This is a genomic window from Pantoea sp. (genome assembly GCF_028283705.1).
In the GTDB taxonomy this organism is placed as follows: domain Bacteria; phylum Pseudomonadota; class Gammaproteobacteria; order Enterobacterales; family Enterobacteriaceae; genus Pantoea.
The window spans coordinates 209640-232684 of record NZ_JAPWKD010000022.1 but is presented as its reverse complement, the minus strand read 5'-3'; the positions used below and the strand labels follow the sequence as shown (position 1 = coordinate 232684).

Sequence of the window (23045 nt, the reverse complement as noted above, 5' to 3'; positions counted from 1 at the left end):
AAAGCCTTATTTCACAACCTCAGGATTGACACAATTCTTCTCGATTTTGCCGGTCAGCGCGGCGATCAGGTTATCCACTGCATCGCTCAGCATGCCGTAGCGGGTTTCATGGGTGGCGGAACCGATGTGCGGCAGCGTCACCACATTCGGCAGCTTCAGCAGTGCGGAATCGGCAGGGACAGGCTCCTGCTCGAACACGTCCAGCCCCGCGGCGTGAATGGTGCCGTCCTGTAATGCCGTGATCAGCGCTTGTTCATCGACCACCGGACCGCGTCCAGCGTTGATCAGAATGGCGCTCGGCTTCATCATTTTCAGCTGTGCGGTGCTGATCATATGATGTGTCTGTTCAGTCAGCGGCAGGCTGATGCAGACAAAATCGCTTTCCTTCAGCAGCGTCTCCAGGTTGCAGGCGCGGGCGCCAAAACGGGTTTCCGCTTCGCTATGCTGACGACGTGCGTTGTACAGAATCTTCATACCGAAGCCGAAATGCGCGCGCTGCGCCAGCGCCAGACCGATGCGGCCCATGCCGAGGATACCGAGGGTTTTGTGATGCACATCGACGCCGTATTTCTCCGGGCCAATGCTTTTCTGCCACTGACCGGCTTTCACCCAGGCATCCAGTTCTGTTACGCGGCGGGCGCTGCTCAGCACCAGTGCCATCATGGTGTCGGCCACAGTTTCGGTCAGCACCGTGGGTGTGTGCATCAATACCACACCACGCTGGTTTAACGCCGCGACATCAAAGTTGTCATAGCCGACAGAGATGGTTGAACAGGCGCGCAAGGCAGGCATTTTTGCCAGAAGGTCCGCATTCACTTTACCGCCTGAACCCAGTAAGCCCTCAGCCTGTTGAAACAGGGCTGCGTGTTGATTGACGGTTTCCGGGGAAATGTCGTTGACTTCGGTGACAGTGAAGTGCGCGTCGAGTTTCGCGTACAGTTCTTCCGGCAGGCTTTTCTGACCCTTATAAACAATCACAGCAGGTTTCATCTTTTGCTCCCTGTAGAACGAGTGACGGGCGACCAGCGTCGCCCGGAAAAGTCATTTCAGCTTACGCTTTCAGGCGTGTTTTGCCCCGTGCAACGGCGGCGTTTTGTTTTCAGCGGGTTTGACGACCAGCGTCAGCCAGACTGACGCCAGCAGGGCTGCCCCCATAAAAATGTAAGAGGCCGATGGGTTGCCGGTTGCGCCATTAAGATAACCCACAATCCATGAGCCGACGAATGAACCGAGTGCGCCCATGCTATTAATCAGAGCCATCGCGCCGCCTGCCACATTACGCGGCAGCATTTCCGGGATGATGGCGAAGAACGGACCGTAAGGGGCATACATCGCACCACCGGCAATCACCAGCAACGCATACGACAGCCAGAAATGGCTGGAACCCACCAGATACGAACCGAGGAAGGCCAGCGCGCCAATCAGCAGCAGCGGCCAGACAAACAGTTTACGGTTCTGCATTTTATCCGAGGCCCACGACACTACGATCATCGCGATGGTGGCGACCAGATAAGGCACCGCCGACAACCAGCCCGCTTCCACCATCCCCATCTGCGTACCGTTACGCAGGATGGAGGGCAGCCACAGCACGAAGCCATATACGCCGATGCTCCAGGCAAAATATTGCAGGCATAACAGCACAACATTACGGTTACGGAAGGCTTCGCCGTAATTACGCACCGCTTTGATGCCTTCCTGCTCTTTCTGCAACTGCGCCTGCAACGCGGCTTTTTCGCTGTCGCTCATCCATTTCGCCTGTGCCGGTTTGTCCTGCACCAGGAACCACCAGGCGACGGCCCAGATCACCGCCGGAATCCCTTCGAAGATAAACATCTCACGCCAGCCAAAGGAATCGATCAGATAGCCCGACACCACCGACATCCACAGCACCGTCACCGGGTTACCAAGGATCAGAAAGGTGTTGGCGCGTGAACGTTCGGATTTGGTGAACCAGTTGCTGATGTAAATCAGCATCGCGGGCATCACCGCCGCTTCCACCACGCCGAGCACAAAACGGATGGCCGCCAGCATCGGAATATTGCTCACTACCCCGGTCAGCGAGGCGCACAGCCCCCACAGCACCAGGCAGCAGAAAATCAGTTTTTTCACGCTGCGGCGTTCGGCATACACCGCCCCAGGGATCTGGAAAAAGAAGTAGCCAAGGAAGAACAACGCGCCGAGCAGCGATGACATGCCTTTGGTGATGCCGAGGTCGTCGTTAATGCCTGCGGCCGAGGCGAAGCTAAAGTTCGCGCGATCGAGATACGCCAGACTGTAGGTGATAAACACGATGGGCATGATAAACCACCAGCGTTTTGGCGCGATTGTCTGCGTTTTCATACGTTTATCCTCTGTTCGTAGCGGCGCGATTTATCGCGCCACTACATGTGTTTGTGCAGGTATCAGTAATCGCCAAGGGTGGCGCGTGTCGGCAGCCCTTCGCTGTCGCCCGCGACCTGAATAGCCAGCGAGCCGATTCTGTTGCCGCGCAGGATCGCCTGCGGCAGCGTTTTGCCCTCCAGCAGGGCGCTGATCAGGCCGACGGCAAAGCCATCACCGGCACCGACGGTATCGACCACCTTGTCAACGCGAATCGGGGCCACCAGGCCTTTGTCACCGTCGGCAGTTTTGAACCAGGCACCATCGCTGCCGGTTTTGATCACCACCGCTCTGACGCCTTTATCCAGGTAGAAATCAGCGATGGCTTCCGGCTGGCGATAGCCGGTGAGAATCAATCCCTCGCGCTCACCCGGCAGCACCCAGTCGGCGTACTCCGCCAGCAGGTTCAGCTGTTTACGCATCTCATCTTCACTGCGCCACAACACCGGCCGCAGGTTGGGATCGAAGGAGATGGTTTTGCCCTGCGCGCGCATCTCTTTGGCGGCATGTTTGCAGAGCGCCAGCGAGGTCTCGGAAATCGCTGCCGACACGCCACTCAGATGCAGATGGCGCGCATGGCCGAAATAGCTGGCATTGAAATCATCCGGCGACAGATGGCTGGCGGCGGAACCGGCACGGAAGTACTCCACTTCAGGGTCGGAGCCATCATCGACGCGGGATTTGAGCTGAAAACCGGTGCGATAACGCGTATCAACAGTGACGCAGCGATGATCAACCGCCTCTTTTGCCAGCTGTTGCAGGGTAAAGCGACCAAAGCTGTCGTCACCCACCCGGCTCACCCAACCCACCTGCAATCCCAGGCGCGCCAGACCAATTGCCACGTTAAGTTCGGCACCGGCGATGCGTTTGGTAAAACGTTCGGCAGCGGCCAGATCGCCAGTTTGCTCCGCGATAAACATCGCCATCGCTTCACCAATGGTCACCACATCCAGTTGCGTCGGGGTCGTCATTGTCAGCTCCTTAGCAGGCGCGCAGCAGGTCAACGTAGTGACGCGTTACCGCCACTAAATCGTCGCCTTCCAACGGGAATTCGATACCGCGAGGTACATCACCGGGCAGCGCCTGTAACAGGGCGCGCCAGTCTTCGGGGCTGTCATCCAGCGCGATGGCGCGGAAACTGGGGTGATGAGGCACGGCAGTTTTGACATGCACGTAGCCGACATAGCGGCTCAGCTGCTGTGCCGCCTGCATGGCGTCTTCGCCGGTCCAGTGCCAGTTCGCCATATCAAAGGTCATGTGCAGCGGCAGCGCGGCGTCAAAGGCGTGATGGAAAAAGCGCTGCATCGGGGCCAGTTTGCAATCGGCGGTTTGATCGTTTTCCACCACCAGTTTGACCGGGGATGCGTTCAGTACCGCAAGTAGGGCGTCGAAGTGTGGCTCGACATAATGGCCGAGCGACAGTTTCAGGCGCTGTGCCCCGAGCTGCCCGGCTTCGCGCAGCAGTTGTGCCAGATGGGGGTTCAGCGCGCCATCGGCCAGATACAGCGTTTCCGGTGCGGAATAGCACACGCTCAGACCTTGCTGAGCAATCGCCTCACCCAGCGCGGGCAGCTGGCTAATCTCATCAGCACCGAATAATTCGCGGCGGATTTCCACACCATCCGCCCCTGCCTGCTTAATCAACGGCAGCAGCGCAGCCTGACCGCCCAGTTCTGCTACTTTGGTGGTGCCGTAAGCGGCTGTAACAACGATAATTTCTGGTTTCATCTCATCTCTCCGGGCGTGAACAGCATGCCAAACGTTATAAAAACGTTAGATGGAACCGGTTCCAAAGAAAAGCGACAGATCGCGGAAGTATGATCCTGCTCACGAAGTGGGCCGTGGGAGGCTGTAGCGGCGCGATTTATCGCGCGGGTTTTAACGAATAAATTAACGCAGCCGTTGGCTGGAGCCGCGCACAATCAGTTCGCCGGAAAATACCTGCTCGGAAATCGGTTGATCGTCGCCTTCAATACGCGCGATAACCTTTTCCAGCGCGGCATAGCCGATCTGCCAGGTAGGTTGTTTCAGGGTGGTGATGCCAGGCCCGGCCAGCGCAGCCCATTCCAGCTCATCGAAGCCGAGCAGGCCGATGGATTCGCCCCAGTTGAGGTTAAGACGTTGCATTGCGCGCGCCACCTGCAACGTCAGCGCGCCGTTGGCGGCGACGATGGCACAGCGTTTTCCAGCATGACGCTGGCGGAAATCGCGCAGCGCCGCATCCATCAGGGCGGGCTGATGCAGGGCAACTTCGGTGTTTTCTGCCTGCACCGCAGGTTGCGATTGCGCGGTGCTAAAGAACGCCGCCAGTCGCTCGCGACGAGTGTTGACGCTACCCAGTGGCTCGCTGAGGAACAGCAGCGCTTCATAACCGTTATCCAGCAGGTGTTGAGTGGCCTGTTGCGCTGCTTCCGGGTTATTCAGCCCGACCACATCACAGGCGAAATCAGGGATTTTGCGGTCAATCAGTACCATCGGTAGCATTGACTGTTGCAGCTGGCGCAGCACGTCTTCACGCATGCCGACCGCATTCACCACAATGCCTTCCACCTGATAGCTGCTCAGCAGTTGCAGGTAATGCTGCTCCAGATCCACTTCATTGTTGGTATTACACATCAGTAGGGTAAAACCGTGGCTGCGGCAGGCGGCTTCAATACCACTCAGCACATCAACGGAATAGGGATTGGTGATGTCCGCAATGATCAGGCCAATCAGGCGGGTGCGTCCACGTTTCAGCCCACGCGCCATCTGGCTGGGGCGATAATCGAGTTCAGCAATTGCCTGTTCAATACGCGCTTTCAGGTCGGGCGACAGCAGATTCTGCTCGCCATTCAGATAGCGGGAAACGCTGGTTTTCCCGGTCTTTGCCGTACGGGCAACATCACTGATAGTCGCGCGTGGCGGCCTGGTCTTCATTGCATATACCTGAATCAAAAGAAACAGGCGAAGACTACCACAGGAACACCGCTGCGCAACAACCGGCTAGTCAGAAGTGAGGAGCAGACGCGGTTGCCACAGGGCCTGCACCTGTTCAGGGGGGGTGCCGTCCAGCAATTGCAGCACCATCTCGGCAATCTTTTCGCCAACATGTTGCTGTGAGCATTGCAGGATGGCATTGACCGGGTGATCGATAATCGAATCATGCGGTAGCCCGTCATAAACAAACAACGGAATGGCCTGCGGCCCGCTGAGCCGCCCGGCCTGTTGCAATGCTATGGCGGCACCTTCTCCCAGCGGGCTGCAATCGGTAATGATCGCCTGCGGTTGAGGGGCGCTCGCCAGCCAGGCCGAGGTTTGCTGATAACCCGCACGACGTGAGGGAGCTACGGTAGCAAGCTTCGGCACAGGAACCGGCGGCTGGTGCGATGCGATGGCATCGAGGAACCCCTGGCGGCGGTCGCGCACAAAAGAGCTGGGTTCGTTGCTGCCAATCCACCCCAGCCGGGTCAGCCCCTTTGCCAGAAAGTGTTCTGTCGCCAGCTTTACCCCGGCGTGATTATCGTAGTCAAACCAGGCATAGGGCTGCGCCAGCTGGCTACGTCCCAGCGACAGGAAGCGGAAACCTTTCTGTTGCAGACGTTGCAGGCGGATATCATCGGGGGTGGTATGGGTAACGATCAGCGCATCCATGGCGCGGCTGCGCAGCATACGCAGCGTGCGCTGCTGGTCCTGGGGTTTATCGGCCAGCATCAGCAGATCAATGTCTTCACGGGCCAGGCGTTGATCAATGGTTTGCAGCATGCCGGTGAAATGACTATCACTTAGCGGCAATACGCTATCGGGTATCACCAGCCCGACGGTGTTGGTACGGCCGGTCTTCAGTTGGCGAGCCGCGGCATTGGGACGATAGCCGCGTCGGCTGGCTTCTTCTTCAATACGTTTGCGCGTGTCTTCAGCCACATCATCATAGCCATTCAGTGCACGACTCACGGTGGTAACGGAAAGTCCGAGGATGGAGGCGATGGCTTTCAGCGACATGATGGGCTTCCATTGATCAATTTTTGATCAAGCTAACATAAAGAAATCGGCGGCTCTACGGGGGGATAATATTTGAGGGCAGGGGCAGCAGCAAGCGTCAAAAGTGGAGTAAAAACGTGCGAAATGGGCCTGACAGCGCAGGCCCAAAAGATTTATCCCAGCGGGGTGAGGGTGATCTCGACGCGGCGGTTCTGCGCCTTGCCGGCTTCGGTGCTGTTGCTGGCAATCGGGTTATCCGGCCCCATGCCCTGGGTACGCAGGCGGCTGGCTTCGACGCCCTGCACAATCAGCGCGCTGGCAACGCTTTCCGCACGCTGCTGCGACAGACGCATATTCAGGGCGCGCGTACCGGTGCTGTCAGTAAAGCCAACCACATTGACGGCGGTTTTTGGATACTCTTTCAGTACCATTGCCACGCCGGTCAGGGTATTGGCACCCGCCGGTTTCAGGTTGCTGCTGCTGGAATCGAAGGTGACATTGTTTGGCATATTTAGCACGATGTTGTCACCCTGGCGCGTGACGCTGACGCCGGTGCCACGCATTTTGTCGCGCAGTTTGGCTTCCTGCACATCCATGTAATAACCGATACCGCCCCCCAGTGCTGCGCCGGAAGCCGCGCCAATCAGCGCCCCTTTACCGCGATCTTTTTTCGAGGATGACAGCATGCCGACGCCCGCGCCCAGCACGGCTCCGAGGCCCGCGCCAATGCCGGATTTACCTGCCTGTGATTCGCCGGTGTAAGGGTTGGTGGTACAGCCAGATAATGCCAGGCTGCCGCTCAGTAACAAGGCCAGTGCAACAGTGTGCTTATTCATAAAAGTCCCTTCGATTTAAATGGGGGGAAAAACCCAAAACGGTGCTGATTATGCCGTTAAATCATGAGGGAAAGCGTGAGAATAAGTCTTAAATTGTAAAGAATCGCCTCATATGTTGGCAGGATGGCAGAAACAATCAGTTTGATGATCATTAATCAGGCCGCAGGCTTGCATATAGGAATAGCAAATCGTAGGGCCGATGAATTTAAAACCACGCTTCTTCAACGCTTTAGACATTGCTATGGCAGAATCGGAGGTGGTGGGAGCCAGCTTGTAATCGGGGAAATGGTGCAAAACTGGCGTGTTATCGACAAATCCCCAGATAAAGCGAGAAAAGTCTTCACCGCTGGCCTCCATGGCGAGGAACGCACGCGCATTCACAATAATGGCTGACAGTTTGGCGCGTTGACGAATCAGGCCGCTGTCCTGCATCAGACGATCGAGATCGGCTTCATCCATCGCAGCCACTGCCTGTGGGTCAAACTGATGAAAAGCACGCTGATAATTTGCGCGTTTTTTTAACACGGTAATCCATGAAAGCCCGGCCTGTTGTCCTTCCAGACACAGCATTTCAAATAAGGCACGCTTATCAGTTTGCGGCACGCCCCATTCGGTGTCGTGGTACGCCAGATAGAGCGGATCCTGTGTTACCCAGCCACATCGTTGCATCGCAGTGCTCCTAAAGCATGAGGAAAATACTTCTCTTTCCTTGACGTATTCAATAATCGGTTAATAGTTAATCAAAGGGCGCCGATAACTGTTTTATCCAATACCTAAACGCCCGGTTCCTATCTGGCTCGTCAGGAGTCCTTCATGTTGCAGAAAAGTCAGCGGTCAGGCCAGCACATTCTTGCGCTGGCTCTTGTTGGTGTGTGGCTATCTGCCTGCGCCCTGCCTGCCCGGGCATGGGATGAGGGCAGCCAGCAGAACACGACCAGCGCGAGCTCGCCTGATTATGACGCCATCCTGGAGGAAAAAATTTCCCAGAATCACCTGACATTGACCGGCAACAACGATCGAGGCCTAATGGATGCGGCGCTTAACCCACCTGATGGGGCGATCATTAACCTCCATACCGAAGCTGCCAGCGTCGGCGCGAATCCGTTTGCTAACCGCCTCTCGGCCGGCTGGCAAATGCCGATGAGTGAGGCAATATCCACCGGGCCGATTGCGCAATACGCGGTCGATCCCTCGTCTCTCAACTGCCCGCAATGTGAATTTATCGATCGTAGCAACCCTGACCAGGTCGCCTCGCTGGGCTGGCGTGTTGATTCCAGCCTTGGCTGGATAGCGCCCTACGCACAGATTAGCTACAGTCATCAATTGGGTGAGATGAATTTTACGCCACGCAGTGATGAGGGGATCGGCAGGGAAAACAACTGGATGGATGTCAGCGTGGGTGCCAATATGCCGCTGGGGCAGCATCTGTCAGCATTTGCCTCATTCTCACAAACCGGGGCGATGAGCAGCGGTGAGCAGTTCATTTATAGCCTTGGTGTCAGCGCCAGCTTTTAATCTGCGATGACCTTTTTTGGCGATTCCACGCGCTAAAACAGGTACACTGCAACCTTAGCGGCGGGCGGCATCTCCGCTCCGTTGCACTGGGCTAGTCAACGTCAGGTTTCTTCATGTCAGTCAAAATCTTAACTTCAACGCTGGTCGGGCTGGATGGCTTTTGTCAGGATCCGCTCGCGGTACTGCAACAGGCGGAAAACGGCACGCTGGCAGTGCTGCATCACAACGCACCGGCATTTTATGCGCTGACGCCACAGCGGCTGGCGCAATTGCTGGCGCTGGAAGCTGCGGCACAGCAACCCAATGATGTCATGCTGGATGACAGCATGTTTGATACCCCCAGCGCGCCCATTGCGGCCCCGGTGGGGAAATTCGCCATGTATGCGGGCTGGCTGCCGGACAACGATTTTCAGCGCCAGGCAGCCATCTGGGGCATCGCGCTGAGCGAACCGGTGACGGCGGCTGAGCTGGCTACTTTTATTGCTTACTGGCAGGCCGAGGGGCGTTTGTTCCATCATGTGCAGTGGCAGCAAAAGCTGGCGCGTAGCGTACAGATGAACCGGGCGGCGAACGGCGGACAGCCGAAGCGCGATATCACCCGGATCAGCAATACTGATTATGATATTCCCGATGGTTTTCGAGGTGAATGATGAAAACGCCGAACGATCTTTTCAGCCGCCTGAAAAAACTGATGCCGCATGAGGTGAAACCAAAATTCACCAGCGGTGAAGAATTGCTGGCCTGGAATCAGGAGCAGGGCCGTTTACGCTCCGAAGCCATTGTGCGTGAGAATCGTGCGATGAAGATGCAGCGTATTATGGGCCGCTCCGGTATCCGCGAACTGCATATGAATTGCTCGTTCGACAATTATCGGGTGGAAAATGAAGGGCAACGCAAAGCCTTGAGCCTGGCGCGTGAGTACGCGGCGGGTTTCGATAACAGCATTTCCAGCTTTGTGTTTTCCGGCCGCCCTGGTACCGGCAAAAACCATCTGGCTGCGGCTATCGGGAATGACCTGATTTTGCGCGGCAAAAGCGTGCTGATTGTGACCGTAGCGGATTTGATGTCGAGCATGAAAGGCACCTTCAGTGGCGGCAGCGATATCACCGAAGAACGCCTGTTGCAGGATCTCAGTAATGTCGATCTGCTGGTGATCGACGAGATCGGCATGCAAAGCGAATCACGCTATGAAAAAGTGATCATTAACCAGATTGTCGATCGCCGATCCTCGTCCAAACGCCCGACGGGCATGTTGTCGAACCTCGACCCCGCCGGTATGAACACGTTGCTTGGCGAGCGCGTGATGGACCGTATGCGCCTCGGCAACAGCCTGTGGGTGCGCTTCGACTGGGAAAGCTACCGCAGCCGCGTGCGCGGCGATGAATACTGATTCGCCTGTCTCACTTCATCAGGGTGCGCCACGTCAAAAATGCCAGCAAAGTCTGAGATAAAGCGCACCCGGACACTGCTACACTGAACCTCTTCCATTTTGCCGGGTGAGAAAGGCATGAAAGCGATGGGTAAAGGGCCGGCATTATTACGACTGAATAACCTGAAGCGGGTCATGACGCAGCTGCGTCAGACGCGGATAACCTCCCGCCAGGATCTGGCCCTGGCATTAAACCTCAGCAAAAATACCGTTTCGCTGATTGTGGATGATCTGCTGGAACTGGGAGTGATTACCGAACTGGGTCCGGTTAGTGTTGCCTCTGCCGGGCGTCCGAAGATTGAAATATCACTCAGGCCGGAAAAGCTGAAAAGCGCCGGTATCATGGTGGAACGCCAGACGATTCATTGGCAGGTATGTGACTATTTCTCGCAGGTGATTGCCGAACAGACCTGGCGCACCCAAACGGATGACCCCGCCGTGCTGTTGCAGGAGCTGGCGGAGTGCTGCCAGACGCTGGTCGCCGCCCATCCTGAGTTAATTGGTATCGCGCTCGGATTCCCAGGCATCGTTGATCCACAACGTGGCTGGATGCATTTCTCTTCCCATCTTGGCTGGCAGGATATTGATCTACTGACGCCACTCAAAGCTGAAATCAGCCTGCCTTTGCGCATCATGAATAATGTTAAAGCGGCGGCGCTGTTGCCGGTGCAGCAACTGGCGCTGGATAAAAATCAGAGTCATTTTTATCTGCGTATTGCGGAAGGTATTGGCGGGGCGCTGGTACAGCAGGGCGAAGTGTTTACCGGCAGCAGCTGGACCGCAGGAGAAGTGGGCCATTTGCTGGTGCAGCCGAATGGGGCGCGTTGCAGCTGCGGGCGTCTGGGCTGCCTGGAAGCGCTGGTCAGCCAGCCTGCGATTCAGCATCAGCTGGCCCAGCGAAAACCGGGTCTGCGCTGGCAAAATCGCGAGAGCGAACCGGCAATGGTCAGTGCGGTGATGAGTGAGGCTGGCGCGCAACTTGGCAGCGCGTTGAGCCAGGTGATGCTGCTGCTCAATCCCGCCAGCATTATGGTGGATGCGCCGTGGAATGCGTCCCCCGCCTTTGTTCAGGCGGTGCAGCAGACGGCGCAGGCGAGTACGCTGGCCTTTACCTTTGCCCATACCGCGCTGCATTTTCTGCCGCAGCGTATCGATCCAGCCAATGGTCTGGCGCTGGCGGTGATTGAGCAGTATGAGCAGCGGATGGGGTGATTTCATCAGGGTCGCCAAAATGGCGACCCTGAGTTTTAATGCCGTGGAATATTCAGTGACTCAGCGGATTTGCTGCTGCTGGTGGCGGCTGGCAATTCTGCATCCACATTGAATTTTTCCAGCACCAGGCCGTGAATTTTCTCCAGCGATACCCCCGCCGTTTCCGGCAGATAGCGGAAGGTGAAGAAGTACATACCCAGCGAGAAAATCGCGAACAGCAGCAGCGGGAAACCACCGTGGAACATATCGATCAACATCGGGCTGCTGTTCATGATCGGGAAGGTGGAACTGATGATAAAGTTCGCCATCGACATCGCGCAGATGGAGATCCCGACACAGATGGAGCGGATTTCGGTCGGGAAGATCTCGCCCAGCACCGTCCAGACAATCTGGCCCCAGGTCATACCGAAGAAAATCATATAGGCGAACAGACCGATCACCGGCAGCAGGCCTGGCAGATGGTAATAGAAGGCGATAAACGAGTAAGCCAGGAAGATGCAGGAGGTGATGGCCCCGAGCAGCAGCAGCTTACGACGCCCCACTTTATCGATCAGCGTCATCCCTACCAGTACGCCAATAAACTGACAAACGGACAGCCAGAAGGTTTGCAGCAGCGCCGAATCCACACTGCCAGAGACATTTTTCAGTAGCGTTGGCCCAAAATACTGAATCACGTTAATGCCGCTGATTTGGTTACCCACTGCCAGACCAATACCGATCACCAGCAATGGCACCGTGGTTTTATCAAGGCGAAAACGTGCCTTGTGCTGACGTGCTGCCTCGTCGGAGAACGAGTGTTTGATTTCGCTGAACACGCTTTCCGCATGCTCGCGGTTGGAGATTTTGGTCAGTGTGTCCAGGGCGGCATCGTATTTGCCTTTCAGCACATTCCAGCGCGGTGATTCCGGGATAAAGGCGATAAAGAAGATAAACAACGCGCAGGGCACCAGTGCGGTCGCCAGAATATAGCGCCAGCCCATAGCGATCATCGCTTCCGGCAGCATCGATTTGGTGATGAAGTAGTTAGTCAGCAGCACCACCGATTGCCCGCCGACGCAGCACACCGCATACAGCGCGGTGGTGCGACCACGAAACTTTGATGGCGACAGCTCCGCCAGATAGATAGGCGAGATCACCGAAGCGAGTCCGATTGCCAGGCCACCGATGATGCGGAAAAGCACAAATATCGTGAAATTGTGGGCGATGGCGGTGCCGATCACCGAAACGGTAAACAGCAAGGCGGTAATGGCGAGAGATTTTTTGCGTCCCAGCACATCGCTCAGGCGCGGGGCGATAAAACAACCCACCAGACTCCCGAGCAGAATGTTAGAGACTGCCCAGCCCGTTTCAGCGGGTGTCAGCTGGAAGTATTCACTTAAGGGTTCGATTGCACCTGAGATAATGGAAGAGTCATACCCCATCAGCAACCCGCCAAATGCGGCGACGGTGCAGCAGAGAATGACATACCTCATGTTGTAGCGTTTTTGTCTGGAATCCATGGTTATAGCCCCTTGTCTCTACCGCCTGAACGTTGCATGTCCAGAAAGAGGAATGTTGTAGGTTGTCGATGTTCCGTGTATTCACGCAGGGTACTCGCAGTGAAATATATTTTCTAAATGGATATTTTTGGATCATTTTTTCCGAAATATGTGAGCGGGGTTGCGAAAATTGTTGTCGTGGATAAGTGGGGTAAGATTTATGCAGATGAAATGATAGGTTTTTTGTCATTACCTTCTGGCCGGGATGTTGCGCTTGTTACTTTTTACTGGAATTTCTCTGAAATTTTTATTCTGAAATGAGCGACTTTACCCTGCCGCTCATTGCGCCAGGGTGCGGTTTCATTTTTTGCCGGGCAGCAGGCATAATACGTTGATTGAAAGGCCGTCTTTGCGGACATCGCGATGAAAACGCAGCGCATCACCCTGGATGATATTGCCACCCTGGCGGGGGTCACCAAGATGACGGTGAGCCGATATTTACGCACGCCGGAAAAAGTGAAAACGGAAACGGCCGACAAAATTGCCAGCGTTATTGCTGAAATCGGCTACACGCCTGATCCGGACAACCTCGCCCTGAGCAGCGCCAGTCCGCCACGCATTGGTGTGCTGATCCCTTCCTTTAATAATCAAATCTTTGCCGATTTGCTGGCCGGGATTGAATCCGTGACCAGTGCGCAAGGCTACCAAACGCTGGTGGTCAATTATGATTACAACCCGCAGCGGGAAGAGGAGCAGATTGCCACGGTGCTGGCATTGAATATCAAAGGTCTTATTCTCACCGAGTCCGTGCACACCATCCGTGCGGAAAAATACCTGAAAGCGGCCACCATTCCGGTGGCGGAAGTGATGGGACTGACCGAAACGCGCGATCGCATCAATGTCGGGTTCGATAACTATCGTGCGGGCTATGACATGACGGCGATGCTGCTGGCGAGTGGCAAAAAGCGTGTGATCTATTTTGGTTCCATGTCAGACCGGCGTGATGAGCAACGTTATGCTGGTTATTGTGATGCGGTGGCCGCGGCGGGGCTGCCCGCCGGGCGCATTGTGCCAAACAAGGTGTCATCGGTATCGATTGGTACCGGCATGATGACGCTGGCGCGCCAGCTCTATCCGGAGATGGATGCGATTCTCTGTACTAACGATGACCTCGCGGTTGGCGTATTGCAGGAGTGCCATGCAGCGGGGATCGCGGTGCCGCAGTCGATGGCAATTGCCGGTTTTCATGGGCTGGAGATTGGTCAGGTCACTACGCCACGTCTGGCCAGCGTGATTACGCCACGCTTTGAAATGGGCAAAGTGGCTACCGAAATCGTGATTAAAAAGATCAACCACCTGCCGACCATTGAGCAGGTCAATCTGCACTATCGGCTCTCGATGGGTGCCACCATCTGAAAAAGTAAAAACCCCGTTCACTACTGAACGGGGTTTTTGTTTAAAACATCAGTCGCGAGCGGTGCTGCCCGCAATGGGCGGTGGCGTATGATGTGCCCGTTTCAGGAAGCGGCTTTCCAGCAGGTTCCACGAGGTATAAGCCAGCGCCACGGTAATCACAATCGTCATCAGCAGGCCGAGGAAGGCGTTAGCGTTGAAGACGCCAAAGTGCTGCAACACCTGAATAATTGGCCAGTGATAAAGGTACATCCCGTAAGACATGTCACCGTACTGGCTGATTTTGATCTCGCTACATAGGTTGGTGCAGAACAGAATCACCACCGACGAGAAGGCGATCGGCTCCACCAGGAAGGCGTAATCGGTGCCTTTGAACAGCAGAAACACCACCAGTGAAATAATGGTGATTTCTTTCAGACGATCAAACGTGGGCTGATGGGTCGCCAGCAGGCTGCCAAAGAAGAAGTAGGAAGAGAGCGAAATGAACTGTTTCGCCAGCGTATCGGCTTTGGCTCCGGTATACACTGCTGTGAAGTAAAAGAACCAGGCACAGGAAATGATGAAAATTGCTCCCCAGACTTTCAACGGGTTTTTCTTCATCAGCGGCAGAACGAAGGGCAACAGCACGTAGAGACTCAGCTCAGCCTTAATCGTCCACAGGGAGCCATCCAGCGGCTGGTTCGGGTTGCTGGTGAACACGCCCGGCAGGGATGGCTGGATGAAGTTGAGGAACGAGAAGTTCGCTATCAGATACTTGATAGTTTCTTTGTTTTTCAGAAAATCGACAATGGGCAGCGTCGTCAGGCACAGACCAATCACGAAGCACATAATCACCACGAATATATACGCGGGTAAAATTCGTTGCGCACGCTTAATAAAATAAGAGGTGAGTGATTTACTTCTTAAGTAACTTTTTGCAATAAGAAAACCACTTATTGCGAAAAATCCTTTTACGGCAAAATCACTATTCAGAAAGTGAGCAAGGAAACGAATGTCAGGATTTCTGGTGACTTCTGCCGAATGCACCAGTAACACGATAAAGGCGAGCGATAGTCGGACGATGTCGAAGTTATTTTTTTCGTTCATATCTGCATTCTTTCATTGAGTGACGTTGCGCCAGTGAAATCATTAATAAACTTCACGTGAGTTGTTAGGAATAATCCGATCACTGCTGACGCAGATGTTCAGCTATTAGAGTTTTAAAAGATTCAAAATGCAAGCAATGCCCCGAACAGCAAAGATATTCGGACTTTCCTTATGTGTCTATCGGGGTATTCTTAAATAGAAGCGCAGCGCTGACGCAGTTAACGTCAGCGCATTTTTTTAGCGGAACAGCTGGAAGGTACGAGAAACCTGGTAGCCGGTGATCGACTGCTTACTTGAAATAGTATTGTAATAAAGATAGTAAAGAACCATTAATACCGTCACGCCCACCGCCAGAACCTTCATGAATTTCTTCGTTTCCCAGATGCACAGGGAAATAAGGACCGGCTCTACCTGCAATAAATAGTTGGCCAGGCGCCCGCCGGACGCATAATCCTGCAGAGCCATCCTCAAACCACTACCAATCGCAAAGGTTATGACCAGGATGTAGTAAAGGCGGAATTTCTCATCTTCAAAATTCTTTATTTTGTCGCTCAGCAGCAGGAAGCTAAAGATGAAGACGAAGCCAATATTTTTCAGGTTGGAAAGGGTGATGATGCCCTGTTCCTGTGCGGAGTCCTGGTTGGCGTAGCCCATTGCCCTGTCGCCTAACGAACCCAGATGGCTGGAGAGGGCAGAGATTAACGCCGAGCTGCCCATGAAGGCCAGTGGCAGGCTGGCTAACACGATAAGTATCGGTATGTACTTATGTTTTTTCACAATCAGCGCTATCGGTACCAGTAACGCAACAATACCGGTGGCGTGGCTGATAAACGACAGAATAAAGGTGGTTACCATTCCGGATTTACTTCTGCGTGCGAAATGATAAACAAAACCCATTAAAAATGCCGAACACAAACCAAAGCGAATCTGGTTCATGTCTTTATTGATAAACAGGTGTGCAGAGTACACAGCCAGGGCGACTAAGGGGATCGGCGTTAGCTTACGGAAATAATGCGCATTGACGCAGACGGCAATCACGGTAAAGACAAAGATAAAGATGTCCGGATTGGCGGTAAATATTCGGGTAATGCCCGCAATGGCATAAATAGCCGGTTCATAGCGGAAGTTGATAACCGCATTCCAGAAGCCATCGATAATAATCTGATCGATAAACTGTGAGAAGAACTGGCGATACTGTAAATCATCCAGACCGGTGCCAAGACCACGAATTCCACCAAAGGTAAAAAGCACGACCACGGCAACAAAATAAAGATATAATCTGAGTCGTGCTGTGTTTTCATCTTTACTAAGCATGACTTCAACAATTGCCACGAAGGTCAATGTCAGGCTTATGATCCAGTAAATTCCCATGGTCACAGATTCTTATAGTTTAAAATTTACTTATAACATAGGGTGTTGTTAACGTAAACATGAGAAAAGTCTAATTTTTTCTGGTCCATAATTATATTGGGTGAAAATGCACACCAATATTTGCTACCTTTCTCTATAGATTCATTTGGACTTATTATAAAGTCAGGTTTTTTCTTCTGGGATTGGATTCTGCTGCAGAGGGCGTGCCGTTGTGGTGAGCTGTCGGAACGCTTGTTGTTGTTTTCATTCAGGATTTGGAGCCAGAAAGATGAAGTCGATTTTTTTATCCGCATTGATTTCCCTGATTTATCTTCCCAGCGCATTTGCCAATAAGGAAATTCCGATCTGGTCAAATGAAGTGTCAGGAAATAATACATTTATTAACTTTAGTAAGAACCTGGCAGATAATAATCGTGCTGTCACAAAGGTGGCATCACCGGAAATGATTTATGTTCCACCGGCCGGAGAAAATAATCATTCGGCGGTGCTTATCATTCCGGGTGGGGGATTTTCTTATATTATGGAAGATCTCGAAGGGCTGGATGTGGCAAAGGTCCTGAGTAAAAAAGGCTATTCCTCGTTCGTGCTCCTTTACCGCATGCCACACGGTGGATCAGAGGTTAACCGCAATGATGCTTTTGCCGATGTTCAGCGCGCCATGCGCCTGATTCGCGCCAATGCTGACCAATACCAGGTCGCGCCGAATCAGATTGGCGTGATGGGCTTTTCGGCCGGTGCCTTCCTGGCGGCCAATGTCAGCAACGATCCTGATGCCAGCAATTACCCGGCAAAGGATGAGCAGGACAAGGTTTCTGCGCGTCCTGATTTTGCTGCGCTGATCTATCCGGTGCTGTCTCTGAAAGATGGCGTCACTCATAACGGCACGCGTGCGGCGATGTATGGCAAAGATATCAATGATGACGTCAAACAACGTTATTCACAGGAAAACCGGGTATCCGCCCATACGCCCCCCACTTTCCTTGCCCAGGCGCTGAATGATGGCACGGCCTCGCCACAGAACACCTTGCGGATGTTTGACGCGTTGCGCAAAAACAAGGTGCCGGTTGAGCTGCATCTGTTTCAGCTGGGAGGCCATGGTTTTGGCATCGTGAAGAAACAGGACATTCCGGCAAAAAACTGGCCGACGCTGTTTAGTGACTGGCAGGCAAACCTGGTGAAGTAAGGGAATTTACAACAGCGCGATTTATCGCGCTGTACCAGTCAGCAGAAAATTCAGTGCCAGCTTAAAATGTGGTCAATGGCGACGTCATATGAGAGACTCCCCTACGTTTTAAGCATAGGGAATGCGCTCAATGAACGACTCAACTCAATTTTGTCTCTTCACGGAAGGCCTGATTGCGCTGCCTGACTGCTATCAGGATCGTACAGTCAATGTCTTTACGGTAACAGGTGCGGGTTTACCCGCGTTCAATATCTCCCGCGATACGCTCCACGCTGATGAAGCGCTGGATACGTATATTGATCGTCAACTGGCACTGATGGCGCAGCATCTGCAGGGCTGGAAACAGTTACAACGTGCCTCCGCTGCGCTTGGCGAGAATCTCCTGTCGGGCGAAATCATCCACGCCAGTTACCTGCGTGATGGCAGATGCGTCTGGCAGCAGCAGGCGGTTTTCACCCCGGACAACAGCAGAGTGCTGGTGTTCACCATGACTTCGATGGATGTACTGAGCGATACGGATACATCGCGTTTTGCCTCCCTGCTCAGGAGCTTCCGTTTTCACGCTTAACGATAAGGAATGTTGTTATGTTTGAAGCTGCACGCGTCGGGGACGACATCGGGCATTCTCATGCCCTTGCAGGCATGATTGGTGGCACGCTGATTGGCGGATTGATTGCGGCGGTCGGGGGGATTGCCTCGGGCGCACTAATGATTGCCGGGCTGGGCGCAGCCTGTCTCGGCGTGGGTGTTCTGCTGATCGGTGCCAGCGTGGCGGTCGGCTGGATCACGGGGGAACTGGCGACGGCAGCCCGCGATGGTATTGCCGAAGCCGGTGCCGCCAGCATGTCAAAAGAAGGCACCATCACCACCGGCTCGGCCGATGTTTTTATCAATGGTCAGCCTGCGGCGGTCGCCACTTACAGCGAAGTGGACTGTTCTGACGACGGTTCCGAGCAGATGGCGGAAGGATCGTCCAGCGTCTTTATCAACGGCATGCCCGCCGCGCGCCTCGGGGACCATACCACCTGCGATGCAAAGGTGATGACCGGCTCCGCCAATGTGTTTATCGGTGGTGCTGCACAGCAGACCCTGCCGATCGAACCTGAAGTCCCTGAATGGTTATATAAATTCTCGGATCTGACGCTGCTGTTTGCCGGATTCGCTGGTGGCTGGGGCGGCCTGGCCGGCAAGACCGGTGCGCTGAGCAAATTACTGAGCAGGTTGCCGGGCATCAACAAACTTGCGCGTATTGCCTGCCGGGCCGGGATGCTGATGACCGGCGCCGCAGCGGCAGGGATTATTGCCCGCCCGGTGGATATCGTCAGCGGCCAGAAGTTTCTCAGCGGTGATGACGAGCTGGATTTTGTGCTGCCTTCCCGCCTGCCGGTGCGCTGGCAGCGCTACTGGCGCAGCGGTAATCCCGGCGACAGCGTGCTGGGCCGGGGCTGGCATCTGTTCTGGGAAACCCGGCTGCAGCATTATCAGGATGGCCTGGTATGGCGCGCGCCCTCCGGCGACTTCATTTCTTTTCCCCGGGTCCCTCGGGGCCATCGCACTTGGTGTGCCGATGAAAAACAGTGGCTGGAACATCACCAGGATGACAGCTGGTCACTCTATGACATCAGCGGCGAGCGCTGGCACTTCCCGGCGTTATCCGATGATGAATCTTCCCTGCCGCTGCGTCTGAGTGATCGCGGTGGCAATGACATTCTGTTCACCTGGAACGCCGATCGCACCCTGCATGCCTTAACGGACAGCGCGGGGCAAACCGTGGTTTGTCGTTATAACGCGGGCCGCCTGACGGGTGCCTGGCTGGATGACGAAGTATGCCTGGTCAGTTACGCTTACGATGATCAGCACCAGCTTGTTTGCGTAACCGGCCGGGGCGGTAGCGTGCGCCGTCGTTTTCAATGGCGTGACGGGCTGATGATCGCCCATGAGGATGCCAACGGCCTGCTGAGTGAATATCGCTGGCAGGAGATTGACGGCCTGCCGCGTGTGGTCGCCTTTCGCCACAACGGCGGCGAACAGCTCGAATTCAGCTACGATTTTGCCGCAGGCACGCGGCGGGCGCTGCGTGACGATGGCGCGCAGGCGCACTGGCTGATTGATGACGACGACAATGTTGCCCGCTTCACCGATTTTGATGGTCGCCAGACCACCCTGATCTACGCAGACGGCGAGCTGAGTGATGTTATCCTGCCGGGTGGCGCAATGCGTCGCAGCAGCTGGGATAAATACGGCCGCATGACTTCAGAGACCGATCCGGCCGGACGCCGGACGGAATATCATTGGCATCGCCAGACTGACCTGATCACCCGTATCCAGCATCCCGACCAGACCAGCACGCAAAGCCTTTACGATGCGGCCGGACGCCTGCTGTCGGAAACCGACGCATCCGGCTATGCCACGGTTTATCACTACCCGGACGATGAAGAAACGCTGCCGGAAAGTGTGACCGATGCGACAGGCGGCGTGGTGCAACTGGCGTGGAATCGTCAGGGCTTGCTGACGCAGCGCACCGACTGCTCCGGCAGCGTCACCCGTTTCAGCTATGACCGTTTCGGCCAGCTTCTCCGCAGCGAAGACGCGGAAGGCAACGTGACGCAGCGCGAGTGGAACAACGCCGGGCAGCTGTGCACCCTGATTCATCCCGACGACAGCCGTGAAACGCTGATATGGAACCCGCGCGGTCAGCTGAGCGGCTGGCGCGACACGCTGGACAGTGAAATCCGCTGGGCTTACAACGTCGCAGGTCTGCCTGTCAGCCAGACCGATCGGCTCGGACGTACCCGGCGCTGGCATTATGATCCGCGCGGCAACCTGCTGCGGCTGGAGAACGGCAACGGGGGTGAATACCGTTTTGACTATGACGCCGCCGGTCGTCCGCTGCGTGAAGTGCGCCCGGATGAAACCGAACGGCTGTGGCAGTGGGACGAGCGCGGCCTGCTCAGCGCCATGCGGGAAGACGGTATGCCCGGCCCGGATGGCGGACTGCCGCGTCGTATTCAGCAGTTTCGCTATGACGACAGCGGCCTGCTGACCGGGCGCAGCCATTGCCATGCCGGATATCGTTACCGGCATGACCGTGCCGGTCAGCTGGTTAGCGTGACGCGCACGCCCACAGAGGAAGGGGCGGCGCTGGGTATTGAAGCGGATGAAATCCTTTTCCGGCGCGATGCGTCAGGCCGTCTGCTGAGTGAATCAGGCCGCAGCGGCACGCTGGATTATCAGTGGGATGAACTGAACAACCTCAGCGGTCTGACGCTGCCGGACGGGCAGCAGCTTAGCTGGCTGCATTACGGCTCCGGCCACGTCAGCGCCATCCGTTTTAACCGGCAGCTGGTGAGTGAATTTACCCGTGACCGGCTGCACCGGGAAACCCGGCGCAGCCAGGGGGCGCGCTGGCAGAGCCGGGAGTACGACAGCCTCGGTCGCCGCACCCGGCAGCAGAGCGCGGTGACAGACGGGGTGGCGCTGCCGGAAAAAGATATCCTGTCGCGCGCCTTCCGCTACTGCGCGCGGGGTGAGCTGGCGGGTATCCACGACACGCTGCGCGGCCAGGTGGACTACGGTTATGACGCCGAAGGCCGCCTGCTGAAACATTACGAAGCCCGGCAGGGCCACGCCAGCCGGCAGTTCCGCTACGATGCTGCCGACAACCTGGTGGATGAGGAGCAGGCTTCCGTCGCGGTGAGGGATAACCGTCTGCGGCAGTGGCAGCAGCTGTTTATGAAGTACGACGCGTGGGGCAACCTCATCCGTCGCCGCAGCGGCCAGTATGAGCAGCATTTTACTTACGACGCGGAAAACCGGCTGATAACCGCCGGTGGCAGCGGCCCGCAGGGCCGGTTTACCGCGCATTATCATTACGACGCGCTGGGCAGACGTACGCGCAAGGTGGTGAACAGCGGACAGGGTGAGCAGGAAACGTGCTTCCTGTGGCAGGGATATCGTCTGTTGCAGGAGCAGCAGGCGAACGGCAGCCGCCAGACCTATGTTTATGACCCGGCGGAGACCTGGAGCCCGCTGGCGCGCATTGACCATCAGCAGGATGCAGAACAGGGAGAGACAGTCTGGTTCAGCACGGACCTGAACGGCGCGCCGCTGGAAGTGACGGATGCAGAGGGTACGGTGCGCTGGAGCGGGCAGTATGGCAGCTTTGGCGAGGTGAGCAGACAGACGGAAGGGTTTTACCGTCTGCCGGGGAGCGCGTCGCTGCACCATCAGCCGCTGCGCTACGCCGGGCAGTACGCGGACCGGGAAACGGGACTGCATTATAATCTGTTCCGGTATTATGACCCGCAGGTGGGACGGTTTACGGTGCAGGACCCGGTGGGACTGGCGGGGGGCTGGAATCTTTATCAGTATGCGCCGAATCCGCTGGGGTGGATGGATCCGCTCGGATTGAGCTTTATAGATATTATTGGAGATGCAGCTCAAAAGACTGGAAAGAAATATCAAGGGGCTGAGATTTTTAAAATTTCTTCCAAAGTAAAAATCGGGAATGTTACGTTTAAAAATGGAGACTATTTCTACATGGATAATATGCATAAGGATCATTATGAGACATTCTCTGCATTGGATAAGTCTAAGGGTGTCTTTAATTTGGATGGTTCTTATAATGAACGAAAATCTGCTAAAGCAACGAAAAGAAAGGGGCCGGGGTGTTAGATGAATATTCTTCTTAAAGAAGAGATACTTAAAAATAGAGACGATCTGATTGAAGGCACTTTTTGTTATTCATTGTTTGAAGATGCATTATTCGAACAGGCTTTATTGGATGATTTAATCTATGGCTGTGAATTATTTATAAAAGAAAATGGGCGTGAGGCAGAGATAAATGAATTTTTATCCTGGATGGTTAATTGTGTTGATCAATGCTTTTTATCACACAAAGATGAAAGCGATCTTTACAAAATTAAGAACTACTCATCAGAAATAGAAAGAAAATGGATAAATGTATGGAAACCAAAAATTAAAGAGATGAATAATTAGTTATTCTTCAAACTGTGTTTCGCCTGTCCTCCACCATGAAAGTTAACTAAAACATGAAAGTTAACTAAAAGTTCAGAGCCAGGTATTGGCAGGCTATGCGGTTATAATGGTGGAAGTGCAGGCAGGGAAGGTCACAGCGTGTCGAGCGTGCATAGGGCAAAACGTGCGTCGGGGACTACGAGTTAATG

At 54.8% G+C, this 23045-nt stretch carries 20 protein-coding genes; 9 read left to right on the top strand and 11 right to left on the bottom strand.

What is annotated here, in order from left to right:
* Positions 1-6: 6 nt before the first annotated feature.
* The 8 genes from ghrB to PW844_RS20060 all read right to left on the bottom strand — a co-directional run bounded on the left by ghrB (position 7) and on the right by PW844_RS20060 (position 7841).
* A complete protein-coding gene (gene ghrB / locus PW844_RS20095; RefSeq protein ID WP_299455615.1) occupies positions 7-990 on the bottom strand; it encodes a glyoxylate/hydroxypyruvate reductase GhrB in 984 nt (327 codons plus the stop codon).
* A gap of 69 nt (positions 991-1059) precedes the next feature.
* On the bottom strand, positions 1060-2340 hold the full coding sequence (locus tag PW844_RS20090) for an MFS transporter (protein ID WP_299455613.1): 1281 nt from the start codon (positions 2338-2340) through the stop codon (positions 1060-1062).
* 62 nt (positions 2341-2402) lie between these two features.
* Entirely contained in the window at positions 2403-3350 is a 948-nt protein-coding gene (locus PW844_RS20085) for a sugar kinase (protein ID WP_299455611.1), read from the bottom strand.
* 10 nt (positions 3351-3360) lie between these two features.
* Positions 3361-4107, bottom strand: coding sequence for a sugar phosphate isomerase/epimerase (locus PW844_RS20080; RefSeq protein ID WP_299455609.1), 747 nt, complete (start codon positions 4105-4107; stop codon positions 3361-3363).
* Between the two features lie 162 nt (positions 4108-4269).
* Positions 4270-5295 carry a LacI family DNA-binding transcriptional regulator gene (locus PW844_RS20075; protein ID WP_299455607.1) on the bottom strand — a complete coding sequence of 342 codons (1026 nt, stop codon included), beginning with the start codon at positions 5293-5295 and terminating at the stop codon, positions 4270-4272.
* Between the two features lie 66 nt (positions 5296-5361).
* Complete coding sequence (locus PW844_RS20070; protein ID WP_299455605.1) at positions 5362-6357, bottom strand: LacI family DNA-binding transcriptional regulator; 996 nt, start codon at positions 6355-6357, stop codon at positions 5362-5364.
* Between the two features lie 152 nt (positions 6358-6509).
* Positions 6510-7172, bottom strand: a complete 663-nt coding sequence (locus PW844_RS20065) for an OmpA family lipoprotein (RefSeq protein ID WP_208717024.1) — start codon at positions 7170-7172, stop codon at positions 6510-6512.
* A gap of 108 nt (positions 7173-7280) precedes the next feature.
* Entirely contained in the window at positions 7281-7841 is a 561-nt protein-coding gene (locus PW844_RS20060; RefSeq protein ID WP_299455602.1) for a DNA-3-methyladenine glycosylase I, read from the bottom strand.
* 144 nt (positions 7842-7985) lie between these two features.
* Here PW844_RS20060 and PW844_RS20055 point away from each other — a divergent pair, with 144 nt between their 5' ends.
* The 4 genes from PW844_RS20055 to PW844_RS20040 all read left to right on the top strand — a co-directional run bounded on the left by PW844_RS20055 (position 7986) and on the right by PW844_RS20040 (position 11328).
* Entirely contained in the window at positions 7986-8687 is a 702-nt protein-coding gene (locus tag PW844_RS20055) for an autotransporter domain-containing protein (RefSeq protein ID WP_299455600.1), read from the top strand.
* Positions 8688-8800: 113 nt separating this feature from the next.
* Positions 8801-9337 carry a primosomal protein DnaT gene (gene dnaT, locus PW844_RS20050; protein ID WP_299455598.1) on the top strand — a complete coding sequence of 179 codons (537 nt, stop codon included), beginning with the start codon at positions 8801-8803 and terminating at the stop codon, positions 9335-9337.
* Positions 9337-10077 carry a DNA replication protein DnaC gene (gene dnaC / locus PW844_RS20045; RefSeq protein WP_084878225.1) on the top strand — a complete coding sequence of 247 codons (741 nt, stop codon included), beginning with the start codon at positions 9337-9339 and terminating at the stop codon, positions 10075-10077. The genes dnaT and dnaC overlap by 1 nt, the downstream gene beginning before the upstream one ends.
* 117 nt (positions 10078-10194) lie before the next feature.
* Positions 10195-11328, top strand: a complete 1134-nt coding sequence (locus tag PW844_RS20040) for an ROK family protein (protein ID WP_299455596.1) — start codon at positions 10195-10197, stop codon at positions 11326-11328.
* A 35-nt stretch (positions 11329-11363) separates the two neighbouring features.
* Here the strand turns inward: PW844_RS20040 and PW844_RS20035 are convergent, their stop codons facing one another.
* The gene (locus PW844_RS20035) at positions 11364-12827 is read right to left on the bottom strand and encodes a sugar porter family MFS transporter (RefSeq protein ID WP_299455594.1); all 1464 of its coding nucleotides are present in this window, start codon (positions 12825-12827) and stop codon (positions 11364-11366) included.
* Between the two features lie 402 nt (positions 12828-13229).
* On the opposite strand from PW844_RS20035, the gene PW844_RS20030 reads away from it, so the two are divergent.
* Positions 13230-14222 carry a LacI family DNA-binding transcriptional regulator gene (locus tag PW844_RS20030; RefSeq protein ID WP_208717030.1) on the top strand — a complete coding sequence of 331 codons (993 nt, stop codon included), beginning with the start codon at positions 13230-13232 and terminating at the stop codon, positions 14220-14222.
* A 48-nt stretch (positions 14223-14270) separates the two neighbouring features.
* On the opposite strand, the gene PW844_RS20025 is transcribed toward PW844_RS20030, so the two are convergent.
* Both PW844_RS20025 and PW844_RS20020 read right to left on the bottom strand, forming a co-directional pair.
* A complete protein-coding gene (locus tag PW844_RS20025; RefSeq protein WP_299455591.1) occupies positions 14271-15305 on the bottom strand; it encodes an acyltransferase in 1035 nt (344 codons plus the stop codon).
* A 237-nt stretch (positions 15306-15542) separates the two neighbouring features.
* Complete coding sequence (locus PW844_RS20020) at positions 15543-16676, bottom strand: EpsG family protein (protein WP_299455589.1); 1134 nt, start codon at positions 16674-16676, stop codon at positions 15543-15545.
* Positions 16677-17118: 442 nt separating this feature from the next.
* Here PW844_RS20020 and PW844_RS20015 point away from each other — a divergent pair, with 442 nt between their 5' ends.
* The 4 genes from PW844_RS20015 (at position 17119) to PW844_RS20000 (ending at position 22857) form a co-directional block, all read left to right on the top strand.
* Positions 17119-17859, top strand: a complete 741-nt coding sequence (locus PW844_RS20015; RefSeq protein ID WP_299455587.1) for an alpha/beta hydrolase — start codon at positions 17119-17121, stop codon at positions 17857-17859.
* Between the two features lie 130 nt (positions 17860-17989).
* Entirely contained in the window at positions 17990-18427 is a 438-nt protein-coding gene (locus PW844_RS20010) for a DUF1795 domain-containing protein (protein WP_299455585.1), read from the top strand.
* A gap of 17 nt (positions 18428-18444) precedes the next feature.
* Complete coding sequence (locus PW844_RS20005) at positions 18445-22533, top strand: RHS repeat-associated core domain-containing protein (protein WP_299455583.1); 4089 nt, start codon at positions 18445-18447, stop codon at positions 22531-22533.
* Positions 22534-22857, top strand: coding sequence for a hypothetical protein (locus PW844_RS20000; RefSeq protein ID WP_299455581.1), 324 nt, complete (start codon positions 22534-22536; stop codon positions 22855-22857).
* Positions 22858-23045: the final 188 nt, after the last annotated feature.

Excerpts from the sequence above, each read along its gene's own strand:
- ghrB (WP_299455615.1), bottom strand. The coding sequence starts at position 990 with ATGAAACCTGCTGTGATTGTTTATAAGGGTCAGAAAAGCCTGCCGGAA.
- PW844_RS20090 (WP_299455613.1), bottom strand. The coding sequence starts at position 2,340 with ATGAAAACGCAGACAATCGCGCCAAAACGCTGGTGGTTTATCATGCCC.
- PW844_RS20085 (WP_299455611.1), bottom strand. The coding sequence starts at position 3,350 with ATGACGACCCCGACGCAACTGGATGTGGTGACCATTGGTGAAGCGATG.
- PW844_RS20080 (WP_299455609.1), bottom strand. The coding sequence starts at position 4,107 with ATGAAACCAGAAATTATCGTTGTTACAGCCGCTTACGGCACCACCAAA.
- PW844_RS20075 (WP_299455607.1), bottom strand. The coding sequence starts at position 5,295 with ATGAAGACCAGGCCGCCACGCGCGACTATCAGTGATGTTGCCCGTACG.
- PW844_RS20070 (WP_299455605.1), bottom strand. The coding sequence starts at position 6,357 with ATGTCGCTGAAAGCCATCGCCTCCATCCTCGGACTTTCCGTTACCACC.
- PW844_RS20065 (WP_208717024.1), bottom strand. The coding sequence starts at position 7,172 with ATGAATAAGCACACTGTTGCACTGGCCTTGTTACTGAGCGGCAGCCTG.
- PW844_RS20060 (WP_299455602.1), bottom strand. The coding sequence starts at position 7,841 with ATGCAACGATGTGGCTGGGTAACACAGGATCCGCTCTATCTGGCGTAC.
- PW844_RS20055 (WP_299455600.1), top strand. The coding sequence starts at position 7,986 with ATGTTGCAGAAAAGTCAGCGGTCAGGCCAGCACATTCTTGCGCTGGCT.
- dnaT (WP_299455598.1), top strand. The coding sequence starts at position 8,801 with ATGTCAGTCAAAATCTTAACTTCAACGCTGGTCGGGCTGGATGGCTTT.
- dnaC (WP_084878225.1), top strand. The coding sequence starts at position 9,337 with ATGAAAACGCCGAACGATCTTTTCAGCCGCCTGAAAAAACTGATGCCG.
- PW844_RS20040 (WP_299455596.1), top strand. The coding sequence starts at position 10,195 with ATGAAAGCGATGGGTAAAGGGCCGGCATTATTACGACTGAATAACCTG.
- PW844_RS20035 (WP_299455594.1), bottom strand. The coding sequence starts at position 12,827 with ATGGATTCCAGACAAAAACGCTACAACATGAGGTATGTCATTCTCTGC.
- PW844_RS20030 (WP_208717030.1), top strand. The coding sequence starts at position 13,230 with ATGAAAACGCAGCGCATCACCCTGGATGATATTGCCACCCTGGCGGGG.
- PW844_RS20025 (WP_299455591.1), bottom strand. The coding sequence starts at position 15,305 with ATGAACGAAAAAAATAACTTCGACATCGTCCGACTATCGCTCGCCTTT.
- PW844_RS20020 (WP_299455589.1), bottom strand. The coding sequence starts at position 16,676 with ATGGGAATTTACTGGATCATAAGCCTGACATTGACCTTCGTGGCAATT.
- PW844_RS20015 (WP_299455587.1), top strand. The coding sequence starts at position 17,119 with ATGATTTATGTTCCACCGGCCGGAGAAAATAATCATTCGGCGGTGCTT.
- PW844_RS20010 (WP_299455585.1), top strand. The coding sequence starts at position 17,990 with ATGAACGACTCAACTCAATTTTGTCTCTTCACGGAAGGCCTGATTGCG.
- PW844_RS20005 (WP_299455583.1), top strand. The coding sequence starts at position 18,445 with ATGTTTGAAGCTGCACGCGTCGGGGACGACATCGGGCATTCTCATGCC.
- PW844_RS20000 (WP_299455581.1), top strand. The coding sequence starts at position 22,534 with ATGAATATTCTTCTTAAAGAAGAGATACTTAAAAATAGAGACGATCTG.